Annotated in this window: 12 protein-coding genes; 10 read left to right on the top strand and 2 right to left on the bottom strand. The window is 27.4% G+C overall.

Translation table 11 applies throughout. The features are described from left to right. Positions 1-323: 323 nt before the first annotated feature. The 8 genes from UEQ13_RS09840 (at position 324) to UEQ13_RS09805 (ending at position 13,780) form a co-directional block, all read left to right on the top strand. Positions 324-3,056 carry a class I SAM-dependent DNA methyltransferase gene (locus tag UEQ13_RS09840; protein ID WP_329806182.1) on the top strand — a complete coding sequence of 911 codons (2,733 nt, stop codon included), beginning with the start codon at positions 324-326 and terminating at the stop codon, positions 3,054-3,056. A 26-nt stretch (positions 3,057-3,082) separates the two neighbouring features. Next, positions 3,083-5,056 carry an ATP-binding protein gene (locus tag UEQ13_RS09835; RefSeq protein ID WP_329806181.1) on the top strand — a complete coding sequence of 658 codons (1,974 nt, stop codon included), beginning with the start codon at positions 3,083-3,085 and terminating at the stop codon, positions 5,054-5,056. A 14-nt stretch (positions 5,057-5,070) separates the two neighbouring features. Continuing rightward, positions 5,071-5,745: a hypothetical protein gene (locus UEQ13_RS09830; protein WP_329806180.1), complete on the top strand. Its 675-nt coding sequence runs from the start codon at positions 5,071-5,073 to the stop codon at positions 5,743-5,745. Positions 5,746-5,940: 195 nt separating this feature from the next. Next, positions 5,941-7,992, top strand: coding sequence for a hypothetical protein (locus UEQ13_RS09825; protein WP_329806179.1), 2,052 nt, complete (start codon positions 5,941-5,943; stop codon positions 7,990-7,992). 51 nt (positions 7,993-8,043) lie between these two features. Beyond that, positions 8,044-9,309 (top strand): DUF6161 domain-containing protein, encoded by a 1,266-nt coding sequence (locus UEQ13_RS09820; protein ID WP_329806178.1) that lies wholly within the window; start codon positions 8,044-8,046, stop codon positions 9,307-9,309. Continuing rightward, the gene (locus tag UEQ13_RS09815; RefSeq protein ID WP_329806177.1) at positions 9,309-12,143 is read left to right on the top strand and encodes an AAA family ATPase; all 2,835 of its coding nucleotides are present in this window, start codon (positions 9,309-9,311) and stop codon (positions 12,141-12,143) included. The genes UEQ13_RS09820 and UEQ13_RS09815 overlap by 1 nt, the downstream gene beginning before the upstream one ends. Beyond that, positions 12,136-13,353, top strand: a complete 1,218-nt coding sequence (locus UEQ13_RS09810; RefSeq protein ID WP_329806176.1) for an McrC family protein — start codon at positions 12,136-12,138, stop codon at positions 13,351-13,353. The genes UEQ13_RS09815 and UEQ13_RS09810 overlap by 8 nt, the downstream gene beginning before the upstream one ends. Before the next feature lie 154 nt (positions 13,354-13,507). Further along, positions 13,508-13,780 (top strand): helix-turn-helix domain-containing protein, encoded by a 273-nt coding sequence (locus tag UEQ13_RS09805; RefSeq protein ID WP_329806175.1) that lies wholly within the window; start codon positions 13,508-13,510, stop codon positions 13,778-13,780. A 42-nt stretch (positions 13,781-13,822) separates the two neighbouring features. On the opposite strand, the gene UEQ13_RS09800 is transcribed toward UEQ13_RS09805, so the two are convergent. After that, positions 13,823-14,137, bottom strand: a complete 315-nt coding sequence (locus UEQ13_RS09800; protein WP_329806174.1) for a HipA N-terminal domain-containing protein — start codon at positions 14,135-14,137, stop codon at positions 13,823-13,825. 252 nt (positions 14,138-14,389) lie between these two features. Here UEQ13_RS09800 and UEQ13_RS09795 point away from each other — a divergent pair, with 252 nt between their 5' ends. Then, positions 14,390-14,872 (top strand): helix-turn-helix transcriptional regulator, encoded by a 483-nt coding sequence (locus UEQ13_RS09795; protein ID WP_329806173.1) that lies wholly within the window; start codon positions 14,390-14,392, stop codon positions 14,870-14,872. Between the two features lies 1 nt (position 14,873). After that, complete coding sequence (locus tag UEQ13_RS09790; RefSeq protein WP_329806172.1) at positions 14,874-15,515, top strand: nucleotidyl transferase AbiEii/AbiGii toxin family protein; 642 nt, start codon at positions 14,874-14,876, stop codon at positions 15,513-15,515. Positions 15,516-16,187: 672 nt separating this feature from the next. Here the strand turns inward: UEQ13_RS09790 and UEQ13_RS09785 are convergent. After that, positions 16,188-16,628, bottom strand: coding sequence for a helix-turn-helix domain-containing protein (locus UEQ13_RS09785; protein WP_329806171.1), 441 nt, complete (start codon positions 16,626-16,628; stop codon positions 16,188-16,190). Positions 16,629-16,881: the final 253 nt, after the last annotated feature.

Below are 16,881 nucleotides of genomic sequence, written 5' to 3'. Positions count from 1 at the left end.
TTTTGCACAGGCGTAAGCCTATTAAATTTGGATGTTTTCAGAAGATTCCTAGTTTTCCGTGTTCCAACTTAACAGCTTACGCGATTAAAAATATTTTCTGGTGTAAAAATAGACAAAATAAAACACGTATAAAAACATTATTTTATTGATTGTCTTTGATTTCTTATGATTTCCTTTGTTACTATAATGTTGATAACTTATGTCAGAATTTACTCTTAAAAGTAAAATACTTTTCTAAATTTGAGAACTCCCCAATTGAATACGGTTTTCCGTAAAACCTGTATTAAAACTTATCCTACATTTACAATAAAAAATAAAATATAATGGCATTAAGCTGGAACGAAATTAAAGACAGAGCAGTTAAATTTTCTAAAGAATGGAAAGATACAACTAACGAAGAAGCTGATGCAAAACCCTTTTTAGACGCCTTTTTTGATGTTTTTGGAATTACTCGTAAAAAAATTGGAACCTTTGAGCATAGAGTAAAAAAACTATCAGATGCAGATGGTTATATCGATTTACTTTGGAAAGGAACTATTTTAGTTGAAATGAAAAGTCGAGGTAAAAACCTGGATAAAGCTTTTCAACAAGCTATCGACTACACACACGGATTAAAGCAAAATGAACTACCTAAATATGTATTAGTTTGTGATTTTCATATTTTCAGACTTTACGATACAGAAGAACAAACCACATTAGAATTCACTCTAGATGAATTGGTTTTGAATGTTCAAAGTTTTGGTTCTATTTTAGGGTATCAAAAGAAAACCTATAAAGAACAAGATCCAGCGAACGTTAAAGCTGCTGAATTGATGGGTAAACTTCACGACCGATTAGAAGAAATTGGATATGAAGGACATCCATTAGAAGTATATTTAGTTAGAATTTTATTTTGCTTGTTTGCAGAAGACACTACCATTTTTGAAAAACAACAATTTCAAGATTATATTGAAGATAGAACCGCTGAAGACGGAAGTGATTTAGCTTCTAAAATTCAAGAATTATTCCAGGTTTTAAATACAGCAAAAGACAAACGATTTAAAAACCTTGATGAGCAACTAAACGATTTTCCTTATGTTAATGGAAAATTATTTGAGGAAATATTACCAATGGCGAGTTTTGATAGTAAAATGCGCCAGGCCCTATTAGAATGTTGTTACATCGATTGGAGTAAAATATCACCAGCTATTTTTGGTTCAATGTTTCAAAGTGTTATGAATCCTAAAGAAAGACGAAACTTAGGAGCACATTATACTAGTGAAAGTAATATCTTAAAGCTAATTAAACCTTTGTTTTTAGATGAACTTTGGGCAGATTTTGAAACTATAAAAGGAAACAAAAACAAGCTTCCTGAATTCCATAAAAAAATTAGTCAATTAAAATTCTTAGACCCAGCTTGCGGTTGTGGTAACTTCTTGGTTATTACCTATAGAGAATTACGTTTATTAGAGTTAGAAATATTAAGAGCCCAATATAAAAACCAGTATGTAACAGAAATTGAAAGTATTATTTGGTTGAATGTTGATATGATGTGCGGAATTGAATATGAAGAATTTCCAGCCCGTATTGCCGAAGTAGCTATGTGGTTAATTGACCATCAAATGAACATGCAAATTAGCAATGAATTTGGACAATATTTTGCTCGTTTACCATTAAAAAAATCTGCTAAAATAGTTCATGGTAATGCATTAGAAGTTAATTGGGAAGAAGTAGTTTCAAAAAATGATTTATCTTATATTATTGGTAATCCACCATTCATTGGAAAAAAAGAACAGAAACCTGAGCAGAAAGTTGATATGGAAAAACTTTTTTCAGATGTAAAAGGTGCTGGAGTTTTAGATTATGTCGCTGCATGGTATTTAAAAGCAGCTCAATATATAGAAAACACAAAAATAAGCACTGCATTTGTATCAACTAATTCAATTGTTCAAGGTGAACAAGTTGGTCTTTTATGGAATTTGTTATTTAATAAATATCACATTAAAATTCATTTTGCACATCGAACTTTTAATTGGAGAAATGAAGCAAAAGGAAATGCAGCTGTTCATTGTGTTATTATTGGTTTTGGAAATTTTGATATCACTTCTAAAAAAATATTTGAATACGAAGACATAAAAGGAGTACCTCATGAAATTAAGGTAAAAAACATAAATCCTTTTTTAGTTGAAGGTAAAGATATTACTGTACAAAATAGAAAAAAGCCAATTTGTAATGTTCCTGAAATCATTTATGGAAGTTTCGCTTTAGATGATGGTAATTTTACATTATCGGAAGAAGAAAAGAATTCTATATTAATTCAAAACAATAATTCTGAAAAACTAATTAGGCCTTTTATTGGTGGTAGAGAATTATTACATTCGGAAAAAAGATATTGTCTTTGGTTATTAAATGCTGATCCAATTGATATAAAAAATAATAGCATCATTAAAACCAAAGTTGATTTAGTAAAAAAATGGAGAGAAAACAGTAACAGAACAAACACAAAAAAACTAGCTCAAACACCTTCTATTTTTGCAGAGATTAGACAACCAAATACAGATTATTTAGCTTTTCCAACTGTTTCTTCTGAAAATAGAAAATATATTCCAATTGCCTTTTTAAGTCCAAATGTAATTGCTTCGAACCAATTGTATGTATTACCAAATGCTAATTCATATTATTTCGGAATTTTAACTTCACTAATGCACATGGCATGGGTAAAATCTGTTGGAGGAAGATTGAAAAGTGACTTTAGATATTCTGCGAGTATTATATATAATAACTACCCTTGGCCAGAAAATCCATCTGAAAAACAAATAAAAACTATTGAAGAAAAAGCACAAAATGTTTTAGACGTTAGAGCTTCTTTTCCTAATAGTTCATTAGCAGACTTGTATAGTCCATTAACCATGCCTCCTACTCTAGTTAAAGCTCATAACGAATTAGACAAAGCCGTTGATACAGCGTACAGTAAACAAGCATTTACTAGCGAAGCAAAACGCATGGAATTTTTGTTTGAGTTGTATGAAAAATATACTGCTGGGTTGTTTGTTAAGGAGAAGAAGGGGAAGAAGTAACCAAGTGTATATAAAAAAACAATATTTTGAAAAAAATTATATTTTACCTGTCAAATAGATTCATATTAGCCATAGCTTTTACGTTATTATTTTTCATAATTCATTACTTCTATACATCAAGTGTATTACCAAGCACTAACACAAAAGATACTTGGTTTTATTCTGGATTATTATTGCTTTTGTTCTCTATAATTTTTGTTGAACCATTTTATACATCTCCTAAAAATATTATTACAAATACAATACCTCTGCTAATCTCGTACATAGCAATTAAAAACGATTTTAAGGATAGTTCTGTATGGTATTATACCTTTTGGTTTGTGTTTTTATGCTTTTTATTAGCATTAATTTCTTTAGCATTGCATGATACTAATGAAAGTTCTGAATCCACAAAAAACAAAATTGCGGAAAAAATCAGGACAATAGTTTCAATAATTGCTACTGGAAAAATAATATATTCTTTAGTGTTTATTTCTATAATTTTTTTATATAAATATGACTTAGATAAAGAATTTGGAGTAAATTATTTTTTTGTAATGATTATTTTGTGGGGATTAATATTGATAATAAACCCGAAATCATTGCATAGTAAATTAACTATGGAATTTACTAAAAAAGACATTAATCAAATTGGAAGTATTTTTAGTATTCAATCAAATAATATGTATTTGGTGAAATTATTTGAAGATAAAAACGACATTCAAAAGTTTGATTTAGTAAAGTTTAAAGAATCTTCTCAAAACAAGAATAATTTAATTAATCAGGGATTTGTTTTTGATACATATAAGTTGAATTCAGAAAAATGGGCAAAAATATTATGCTTAGATTCAAGTATTGAAAATAAAAAGTATGAAAAAAACATAGTATATAAGTTATCTTCAAATGATTTAAAACTTCATAATGAAACGATAGATATAAATAATTTTGTAGGTGTTATTGTTGAAGGTAGTAAAATCGGTAATATTAAGTTTGAATATTCAAAGAAAAACAACAATATTCAAGAAGGTGATTTAATTGAGCTTCAATCGCAAGAAAAAAAGATTTTTTATCAGATTGTTGGAGGTTTTACAGAATACGAAAAACTGGAAAACAAAAATGAATCAGGATTTATTATTGGTGATGCAATTCAACTAGGTATTTGGAATGAAATAAATTCTTCATTTGAAAAATTTGGTTGGATTCCAGAAATTAATACGCCAATATTTTTAGCTGAAACCAAGGATTATCAAGTAGAAGAAATTACTTATCCCGAATTTAAACTCGGAAATATTCCAAACACTTCCTTACCTTCAATAATTAATTTAGAAGAAGCAGTAAGTCATCATACTGCTTTATTAGGAATAACAGGTTCTGGAAAATCTTTTCTTGCCCGAGAAATTATTAATTCATTAAACGACAGTGGCACAAATGTTATTTGCATTGATTTCACAGGAGAATGGAAAAGAAGTATGGATTTACAATCTTTAAACAGAAAAAATTTAGATGATTTTCTTAAACCTGAAAATAAACAAATTGGTTTAGTTGAACTTCCAACTATGAGTAATACTGTTGCGGTAATTGAATCAACAGAATCTTTTATTAGTACAATTTTCAATAAAGCAAAAGAAGCATATGAAGCTGGTAATCCAATGAAAATTTGTTTAGTCCTTGAAGAAGCTCATACAATAATACCTGAAGCGAATTTTCTTGGCGTAAATGATTTTAATAGCAAGGCGGTTGTTAATAAAATGGGGCAAGTTGCTTTACAAGGTAGAAAATATGGAGTTGGACTTTTTGTTATAGCCCAGAGAACAGCCAATGTTTCTAAAACTGTTTTGACTCAATGTAATACAATAATTTGTTTTCAAGCATTTGATGAAACAAGTTTTACTTTTTTAGGAAATTATATTGGAAAAGATTTAGTACAAGCTTTACCAAATTTAAAAAAATATCATGCTATTGTTACTGGAAAGGCTATCAAGTCTAATATACCTATGATAGTTGATTTAGAAAGAAAATAAATCTATCTACAATTATGGCAGAATATAAAATTTCAATAAACCAATTAGCTACTTTTTCAAAGGTTACAGATGCCCGTAAAAGAGCAATTGTTAAGCAACAGAAAAATCCACCATTAATATTAGTGGGAAGATATGTTATGGCAAAGGCTAGAATAAAAAAAGCTATTGGTAATGGAGGTGATATGATTCCTGTTTTGGAAGGAATTGAAGAATTGAAACAAAGAAATCCAGATACACCATGGAAAAAAAATGACAAAACTGTTTCAATTGATGCCATGGAGCGTTATATAAAAATGAGTTTGCCTAATATTTTGAAAGATAATAAATATGAAATACTTCCAAAGCAAAAAATTAGATCGTTTTTTGTTTCAGAAGTTGAAATACTTGTTTCACCAGATTTAATTATTAAAGTACAAATTGGGGATAAATGGTTTTTAGGTGGTTTAAAACTTCATGTTTCTAAATCAGAACTTTTTGACAGAGATCAATCAAAGTATGTAGCAACTTGTATTTATCAATACCTTGACTTAATTTTTGAAGATGATGAAATAATAGTTCTACCTGAATTATGTTTTTCACTTGATGTTTTTGCTAATAGTATAATTTCTGCTCCAAAAAAAATCGAAAAAACATTAGAAGAAATTGAAAGCATGTGTTTAGAAATAAAAAAGATTTGGCCTAATGTTTAAAGAATTTAATAATTGCATGAAAAATTCATATGAAATTAAAAGAAGATTTTCTTTCTATTAGAGAAGAAATGAAAGTAAAAAAGTAAAAGGATTAAATGCAAAAATTAACAAAACAGTTAAAGAAATAGACCAAACGGTTTTTAAATTGTATGGATTAAGTAATGATAAAAAATATATAATTGAAATTAAAAAAAAATGAAATTAAAAGAACTCTATAAACACAGAACAGATTTTACAATAATTGGACTTACTGGAAGAACTGGCTCTGGATGCTCACAAATTTCAGATTTATTAAGTAAAGATTTTAATAATTTAAGTAAAGGTCTTAGAGATGCTGAAAGTTTTTCTGACCCAGTATTTAAAAGAAAGTTTGAAATTACAAAGAATTATTTATCTCATGGAAATAATTGGCAACAATATGATATTATTGAGTATAAAAAAGTTTTATTATTATATATAATAAAAAAAACAGGAAGTAATTTCTTAAAAATCAGTAATCTATTAAATAAATATTATAGGGAGTCTAGAGTTGAAGATAATAAAGAATTAGTTAAAAAAAAGTTTGCTGATTTAGAAATAGTTTTTACAAAGTATAAAACTTTATTGGTAGAAATAGATGAGCTAGTTAGTTTTGAAAAAATAAAAAAAAGTGAAAGTTTACTCATATTGAATAACATTTTTTTTGGCGAAAAATTTATTGAATTTACAAATGATTTCATGTATGTTCTTGAAGCTGATGGAAACTATTTTAGGAGAACATGTTTATTACATTCTATTTCTTGCAATATTAGAATGTCAAAAAAATCTGCTATTGACAATAATACTGATCCAAATAATGTATATACAATTGCTGAGTTAATAAATAAAATAATAAAGGCAAGAAAAAAATTCAATGATTTAGAAAATAAATCAACAAAAATTGCAATCGATTCACTTAGAAATTCATTAGAGATTACTTTTTTTAAAGAGCGCTATTCTGCATTTTATATGATTGCAACTAAAGATATTATTGAGAATTCAAGGGAACGATTAGATGAAAGATTTCTTAAAAAAATCCCTAATGATAATGAGCGTTTTGAATTAATAGAAAAATTAATCGATTTAGATGAAACTGAATACAAAAACAAAGATTTTTCAAAAGGGATATTTACTTCACCTAATGTTGAAAATTGTATTCAAAAAAGTGATTACCATATTTTTAATTTGAAAGTTGATCAAATAGATACTTTCGTTAAATTGTTTGAAATAGAAAATGGTGCAAATTTGATTGAAAAAGAAAAAATTGCAAATACATTTTTGACAAGAGAAGAGCAATTGATGAAACTTATTTCGTTAATTTATCAGCCAGGCTTAATAACTCCGAGTGCTAGTGAAAGAAATATGCAGATAGCTTACACAGCAAAATTGAATTCAGGTTGTATATCAAGACAAGTAGGTGCAGTTATTACTGATAAAAATTTTGTAGCAAAATCCATAGGTTGGAATGATGTTGCTAAAGGTCATACACCTTGTAATTTAAGAAATGTAGAGGACTATTTTAGTGACAACATCAAAGATAGCGTTCATTATAGTGAATTTGAAAAAGGAAACCCAACAAGTACATCAGATTATAAATATAAAAATAGCACTGTCTCTAATTTTAAAGAAGCGATTATTGATTATTTTGAAAAAGATTATAAAGCTAAAAAAGAGGAACTAAATGGAAAAAATTGTTCTTTTTGTTTTAAATCAATTCATAATCATTATGAAGGAGAATCAAATCAAGTCCATACAAGGTCTTTACATGCTGAAGAAAATGCTATGCTCCAATTAACAAAATCAGGTGGATTAGGAGTTGAACATGGAATACTTTTTACAACTGCAAGTCCTTGTGAATTATGTTCAAAAAAAGCTTATCAATTAGGAATTAGAATTATTTTTTACATTGACCCCTATCCAGGCATTGCCGTAGATCAAATTCTTCATGGTGGTAGAATTAAACCAATATTATTTCCTTTTTCAGGTGCAATTGGAAATTCTTACCATAGATTATATGAGCCATACTTATCTCAAAAAGATGAAATAACTATGTCTTTAGAAATGAATGATAAAAACATAAATATAAATCAATTTAAAAATATCTTAAAGAAAATTTATCCAAAATATGAACATATTAAAGATATTAAATCAATAGAAGATGTTCAAATGATTATAGACCAAGGGCTTTCACAGTTTGTTAATAACGAAGGAGAAGCTGAGAATTTATAAATCCTAATCAAAAAGTTAAGAAGATGATTATTCAGTTAAAACAATAAGATAATGGAGTTAAAAGATTTTAGAAAATTTGTAAATGAAAGCTCAATCAAAGATAAATTGAGAGGTATAAAAATGGTTTTAAACTACTCACACCTTGATTCAAAAATTGAATTGGAGGGAATTGAATCCATTTATAAATTTACACTTACTCAAGTTAAAGGATGGAATCAATATGAAAATATCCCAGAGTATTTAAGGAATTCTAAAACTTTTTTTGAATCATTTAAATCAAATGTTATAAGATTAACAGATTATTTTAGTGAAAACAATCTTCAGCAGTTTGATTACCAATGGAATAATTTAAATTCTAATTTTTCTGGTGAAAAGTATCAAAATCAATATTATATTTTTTTGTATGATTCTGCAGAAACTGATTTTATAATTAAATTAAACAATAAAGATAAATATTTGGTTCAAGGAGCAATTGATTATTTAACTAACAATACAGTTAGTTTAAATAGTAATAATAGAGAATATTTAACTGGAATTTTATTTAGCTATGAGTTTAAAAATCAAACCGAAAGCGAAATACATCACAGAAGAAATAATGAGAAAATTAGTTTAGCAAAAATTAGAGAAAAGTATAATGAGTATATAGTTGAAGCTGAACAACAATTAAATGGTTACATAACTGATGCTAAAGATAATTTAACCAATCATTTTGAAACAGTTAACAAACTAAAGGAAGATAAAAATTCCGCCTATGAAGAATGGTTTAATGGGATTCAAATAGGATTTGATAGATTCTTCAAAGATTCTAAAGATAGTATAGAGTCAAATGAAGATTTATATCGAGAAAAATTAAGATTAGAAGCTCCGGCTGAATATTGGAAAAAGAGAGGTAAAGTATTAAAAAGTGACGGACAAAAATTTTTGATTTGGTTAATAATATTGATTGTTTTTGCAGCAAATGGTTTATTTATTTTATTATTCCAAATACCAGATGGTATGTTGCTAAAAGTATTTGAAGATAAAGTAACAGCTATAAAATGGTCTATTATATTAGTTACGATGGTATCATTATTAGCTTATGGAATAAAGATACTCGCTAGGCTTACGTTTAGTTCTTATCATTTATCAAGAGATGCTGAAGAAAGAGAACAGTTAACACATTTTTATTTAGCCTTAAAACAAGACACTAGTGTTACTGATAATGATAGACAATTAATATTACAATCACTTTTTAGTAGAGCTGATTCTGGTTTGCTAAAAGAAGATTCATCACCAACAATGCCAACATCAGGAATAATTGACAGATTAAAACAATAATGGAAAATTTATATAAATTAAAAGAAGAGTTTCTTTCTATTTGGAGTGAAGAGAAAGTAAAACAAATGACTCTTGAAGAATACACAAATCTAGAAAAAGATAATTCATTTTGCTATTGGCTTGAAAGCAAGTCTACAACTTTGGGTGGATTTGGAGGTGGTTCGTCTTATAAGTTTGGAATTTACAAAAGAAGTAATATAAGCAAGTCAGTAGATGCAGATAATAGAAAAACTGATGGAGTTTATGCTTGGTTTATTAAGTATGGCGAAACTAAAGAAGAAGCTTTTCAATCAATAAAAAATATCATTTTAGAAATTATTGATGCTGTAAATAAAAACAATCTTGAAAAAATTGATGAATTAAATTTAGGAGATGCTTATAAATGGAAAATTGCTTTTTTATATAGTGATTTTAGCGTATTAAATATCTTTAAGTATGAAGCTTTAAAATTTCTTTCCATAAAAAACGGTTTTAATTTTTATAAAAAAACCCCTACTTCTGTGTTTCAAAAGTTTCTTTTGAATTTAAAAAAGAGTGATGAAGACTATTTTGCTTTTTCTCATAAACTTTGGAGAGATTATGAAAATGGAAATAATTTAGAAATTTCTATAGCAAATAAAAGAAAGCTATTATTTATTAATTGGTTAAAATTAAATGACTTAAGTATAGAAATTGCTGATGAATTAGAAGAGCTATCTGAAAAGGTATTATTAAATGGGGATTTTAATATTTTTATTTATGATTGTTTGGAATTTTTCGACGTATATCAACTTCAATTTTATGAACCTATAAGTGAAAATTGGGACAGTCTTTATAAATACTATTATCATTTTTCTACAGAACAAATTAAAAATGAAACAGGTATTGATTTATCAATTAAATATGCCTTAGTTAAAGTAACAGATAGTAATGAATTAAATTATTTTATTGAAAATGGAATTTGGAACAATAAGTTAAGGAGAAACACTTATGAATCTTATTTAAATAAATTTACTTCTGGGAATAAAATAGCAATAATAGATTACATAAACGGAAACCCAATTATTAATGCTACAGGAACTATAATAAACTATTCTGTAAGTGGGAGAATTAGTCAATTTAAGGTCAATTGGGATTTAAGTAATGTTAATTTTCCAGTTAATCTATTAAGACATCCTGGTACATTAGATTTTTTTGAAATAGAACCTGGAATTTATATTGATGGATTTAACGATATTAAGAATGTATTTTACAACAATAATAATTTACCAAAAATGACACAACCACTCAATCAAATTTTATTTGGTGCACCTGGAACAGGAAAAACATATACAACTAAGAAATTAGCTGTTGAGATTATTGATGGTAAAGATTATAAAGATAAGGATAGAGATTTCATTACTGATAGATATAATACATTGTTTAAGGCTGAACAAATCAATTTTACAACCTTTCATCAAAGTATTAGTTATGAGGATTTTGTTGAAGGTATAAAGCCTGTTTTAAAATCTGATGTTGAAAATGACGAAGATGATGAAAAAGAAAAAAAGGAAGTATCAATTGAATACGAAATCAAAAATGGAATCTTTAAAAAAATGTGCCAACTTGCTGAAGGTGTAACAGCTAAAGTTGAAGTCATAGATAATTTTGATTTTCAAAATAAGGATTTCTACAAAATGAGCTTAGGTGGAAAACACAGATTAGAAAAACACAATTGGAGCATTAAAAACAATTTAATCTTTCTTGGTTGGGGTGGTGATAAAGATTTTACTGAGCTAAATAAAATTAAGGATTGGAAATTATTTCGTGATAAATTTAAAAAAGATTTTCCTGATTTAGTTAAAGAAACGAAATATGTAATTCAAGCAGTTTATATTTTCCAAAAAATGAAAATTGGAGATATCGTTGTCATTTCTAAAGGAAATAAAATTATTGATGCAATTGGAATTATAGAAAGTGAATATTTCTATGATGATACTAAAGAGATTGATAATTATCAATTTAGAAAAGTAAAATGGTTAGCAACTAATATGAATTCTACAACTGATATTTTTATACGTAAAGAAATATCACAACAAACCATTTATCAATTTTATAATGATGATGTTAAAATTGAAGCTTTTAATGAAAACTTCAAAAAAGAAACTAAAATTGAAGAACCAAAAAAATATGTATTAGTTATTGATGAAATAAATAGAGGTAATGTTTCTTCTATTTTTGGAGAATTAATTACGCTACTTGAAAAAGATAAAAGAAAAGGAGTTTTAAAGCCAAATAAAGAAACTTTAGTCGTTGACTTACCTTATTCTAATGATAAATTTTCTGTACCTGATAATTTACACATTATTGGAACAATGAATACTGCCGACCGAAGCGTAGAAGCTTTAGATACAGCTTTAAGGAGAAGATTTTCATTTATTGAAATGCCTTCAAAACCTGAATTGTTAATTTCTGAACATATTTCAAAAGGAATAATTACTGATTCTGAAGGAAAAGAAATTAATTTAATTTCAATACTAACAAATATTAATGAGAGAATCGAACTTTTAATTGATAAAGACCATCAAATAGGACATTCATTTTTTATAAATACAAATTCTTTTGATGAATTAAAATTGGTTTTTAAGGATAGTATTATTCCATTGTTAGAAGAATATTTCTTTGGAGACTTTGGTAAAATTGGATTGGTTATTGGTGGCGAATTTATAAAACATAAAGATACTAAACCAAAATTTCCTAGTAATTTTAAATATGGTGAGGATAACGATATAAGCACATTTACTGATAAAATTGTTTACGAATTCACATCATTTGATAATTGGACAGCTAAAACATTTACCTCAATTTATGAGTAACACAAAACCTATTCAAGTATTTGAATACCAAAAATTAAAAATTGGTGAATTTGGTTTTTCTAAAAATCAATTTGATGCTATGGTGCGTTTTAATGAAAAAAATCAAAATAAATACTTTACAATAGTTCATAAAGGAATTCTTTTTAATAGTTATGTTGGAGTAATTCAAATTGGTGGTTTGACCATTGAAATACTTCCAAAAGCTGATAAAAATGATAATCCCGATAAAGGAACTTGGCAAAGTGTATTACTTCAAATGCTTAAAGTTTGTAAACACATAAATATCGATAATGTTTCAGAAACTAATTTAAAGAAAAAATATAATTCGATCCTGGACATTTATTTTGAAATGTATCTTAATGAAATTGAAATTCTAATAAAGAAAGGATTAATTAAAAAATATAGAAGAGTTCAAAGTAATCAATTAGCTTTAAAGGGTAAACTTGTTTTTACACATAACATTCAAAAAAACGTAATTCATAAAGAACGCTTCTATTGTGAGCATCAAGTTTATGACAAAGACCATTTAATTCATCAAATATTATTCAAAGGATTAATCATTTTAAAGGATTTACTGAATAATGAATTTAAAGATAAATTAAACAGACTATTATTTCAGTTTCAAGATTATCAAGAAGTTAATATTAATAAAAGCCATTTTGATAAAGTAATATTAAATAGAAATTCGGTATCTTATAGCAGAGCTTTAGATATTGCTAAAATGATTATTTTAAATTATTCACCTAATTTGAATTCAGGTAATGACAATATGCTAACGTTGTTATTTGATATGAATAAGTTATGGGAAGAATACATTTATAGAATATTACAAAAGCATAAAAAGGAAGGTTATAGTGTGTCTTACCAAAACTCTGATAAATTTTGGGAACATAAAACAATTAGACCTGATATTGTAATTACTTCGGATGATAATCAAACTTTTGTAATTGATACAAAATGGAAAATAATAGACACTAAAAAACCATCTGATGATGATTTAAAGCAAATGTTTACTTATAATCTTCATTGGAAAGCAGAAAAAAGTATGTTATTATATCCTAAAGTAAATCAAGAAGATACCAAATTTGGTAAATTCCATTATAATGGACTGGAAAAAAAATGTAAATTAGGTTTTGTTGAAATACTTGAAGATACTGTATTAAAAGACGCTAGTGTTATAAGTGAATCAATTTTTCAAAAGTTGATTTAAATATAATTAAATAATTTTACTCTTTTACATTCCATCCATTACTTCAAATTAATGAAACTTTGATTATATTTCAAAACACTATTTTCATTAATATTAAAATAACGATTTCACTTTGATAAACTGTTTATCAAATTTTAAATTATGTCTTTAAATAATGGAGTTTCCAAAAAACAATATCATCAGCGATTGGCTACAAGAAAATGGTAATCCAGAAATCGCTAAACTAGTAGAGAAAAATTCAGCAATTGCTAATAAAATTCACGCAATATTAGAAGAACGTGGATTAGAAGTAGTTGATTTAGCAAGTATGTTGAATAAGAAGCCATCTGAAATAAGTAAATGGCTCACAGGTACACATAATTTTACGACTAAAACAATTAGTGAAATTGAAATAATTTTAGGTGAAGATATTATATATATCTATTAAACGATTTTGCTTTGGAAATACTTTTTGCATTTGATTAAACAACTAAACTTCTTCCATTAATTTAATAGTTACAGCACCAACCAAATTACCTCCAACAACTATTAATTGAGAAAAGTAATCATTAGGGGCGCAATTAGTATTTTGTAATAATCCATCTAACATTGTGCCTTCAGGAAGTAATCCATCAAAAAAAGGTGGAAATGAATTATAGCTATACTTTTTTTGACTTATAGGCATAGTTAAAGAAACTGGCTCACTTTCATAATTATTATCATATTCAAAATAATATTCAGCTGGAGAAACTTCAGTCAGCACCCCTGCTCTATTGTTGTGGACATAAACGATTGCCTTTCTCATAATTATATTTTTAGCCGAAATTAAATATTTTTACCTTATAAATAACAAAACAATAAGCTCAATACATATTGAAGTTTTAAAATCAGAAAAAACGTTATTATTTTACTGCCATAGCGGTAAAAAACAACGTTTTAATAAAAGTTTGCGGTGAATAAATCCTCTAATCACCGCATAATTTGCGGTGATTATTTAGTTTTCAAAACTCTGGCAACATTTTTGCGTTATGTAAACAAAAATGTTTACATTTGTATTATGAAAACCTATTTAGAAAAATATAAAGGAATACATCCTGGAATTATTTTGGATCGCGAATTTAAAAAAAGAGCGCTCCAACAACGTCCTTTTGCCTTGTCTATAGGTGAACATCCTCAAACACTTAATGCAATCACAAAAGGCAAAAGAAAACTAAATACAGCGTTGGCTTTAAAGATTGAAGAAAGACTTGGTCTAGAAGAAGGAACTTTAGCACTACTTCAAACCTATTTTGATATAAATGAAGAGAAAAGTAAATTAAAACAAATCTCTCCTAGCCTATCTAAATTAAGAAAATCATTATTTTGGGATACAGATATTAATAAAATAGACTGGTCAAAACAGTATAGAGCTGTTATTCAACGCATATTTGAAAGAGGCAATGAAACCGAAAGAAAAGAAATTATTCGTTTCTATGGACAAGAAAAAATCAAAATAGCTTTAAATCAAAATAACTTACCTTACACTATCTACAATAAGTAAAATGATATATTACAATACTGTAAACGAACTACTTAAAAGTAGTTTATTAAAATTAATGGCAGCCGAGGAATTTTCTCAATTCAGATTGGTTGGTGGAACTGCATTAAGTTTACAAATAGGACATAGAGAATCCATTGATATTGATTTATTTAGTGATGTAGAATATGGTACATTAAATTTTAATGAGATTGAAAACTTTTTGAAAAACAATTTTGAATATGTTGATTTTTTAGATGTTCCGCCTGCAATGGGAAAGGCATATTTTATTGGAGAAGACAAAGACAATACAGTAAAATTAGATATATTTTATACTGATACTTATATTCAACCATTTATAGAAGAAGATGGTATAAGAATGGCTACCATTGAGGAAATTATTGCTATGAAAGTAGATGTTATTCAAAGAGGTGGTCGAAAAAAAGACTTCTGGGATTTACACGATTTATTGGACTCTTACAACATCACGCAAATGATAGAATTTCATGAGCAACGCTATCCATATACTCATGATAAAGATTTGATTATTCAAAATTTCACTAATTTTGACCAAGCAGATGATGATTTTGACCCAATTTGCTACAAAGGAAAATACTGGGAGTTCATTAAAGAGGATTTTGAAGAAATAATAAAAAATAATTTTTAACTATTATTTATCTAATTTTTTAACACCCAGAGTACACCTCTACCCTCTTCAACCCTTACCAATAAAGAGAAGTTAGATATTGTATCGGGAAATAAAACAGGAACGCAGATGTAGCGGATTTCTTTATAATTGTATTGTGGTGATGGATTTCACGCAGATTTAAAAGATAAAAAGGATTTTTTATACGCAGAGTTTGTCATGATGAAATCGAAGATTCAACGAAGTTAAAGCATCTCACGCAAACCACTTCCACAATCTTGGTCGTAAATCGTAAATCGTAATTTTCTAAACATATAAGTCATATAAGTTTTTTTTAAACACATAGAAAATGATTTAGTTTGTGAGTAAAGGCGCTTCGCTCAAAATAGTTCACATAGCTATGCGCAAAGTTTGTCATTACGACCTTAGGAGGAATCTCATAATCCACTTCCGCAAACCACTTCCACAAACTTGGTCGTAAATCGTAAATCAAAAATCAAAAACCCACTTCCACAATCTTGTCATGCTGTAAGCATCTTACACAAACCACTTCAACAATCTTGGTCGTAAATCACAAATCGTAAATCGTAAATTTCAAATTGTAAATCCAAATCATAAACCTAGCTTTTTTAAAAGCATTTTTTCTTGTGCTTGTAAAAATTCTAATTCTAATTGATACTTAGTTACCACACCTCAATTGTTTTTTCTCAAATCTGATGCTGCTCTACCTTCAATTAGTTCTAAAAGATCATCTGGTGTTTCCCCTTTTTTAGTGGCTTCATTTTCTAAATACTGCATGAGATGTATAGCCGACATATTCGCCTGATACTTGCGCTCCGCCATTTCAAGTTTTTTACTCACTTCGGTTTGAAAGTATTTATTCTCTCTTAGCAAATGCTCCAATACTTTTTTCTGTTGTTCCGCTTGCGATTTCAATATTTCCGCACTACACGACTTCAACCTTTCTTCTTTTAGAAACTGAAACATGGGTACGAGTGATAACAGGGCTGAAACTGGCAATTCTCTTTTCCCTGTTTCATACATGGCTAATTGTCCTTTACTTACCTTTAAAAGCATCGCCAATTCTTCTTGTTTCAGGCCTAATAGCTTACTTACTGTTTTTCCCTTTTGCATACCATTTAGTTTTAGATAAAATTTCCAAATCAAAAATGCCGCCAAATTTCTTGTTATTTTATTTTTGAAGAAAAAAAATAATAACGGATTGTGTTATTTTATTATTGAAACGAGAAAAAATAACAGGTTTTGTTATTTTATTTTTGGAAGTGAGAAAAAATAACGGAGGTGAAAATCTGATAGAAATAACTATTGTTACAACCATTTTAAATTTGTAAGTTTGAGAAATATACTACAATTAAAATCTTTTAAA

This window comes from Flavobacterium facile (genome assembly GCF_036321945.1).
In the GTDB taxonomy this organism is placed as follows: domain Bacteria; phylum Bacteroidota; class Bacteroidia; order Flavobacteriales; family Flavobacteriaceae; genus Flavobacterium; species Flavobacterium facile.
Note: the sequence above shows the minus strand (reverse complement) of the source record. Positions and strands in the feature narration are given on the sequence as shown.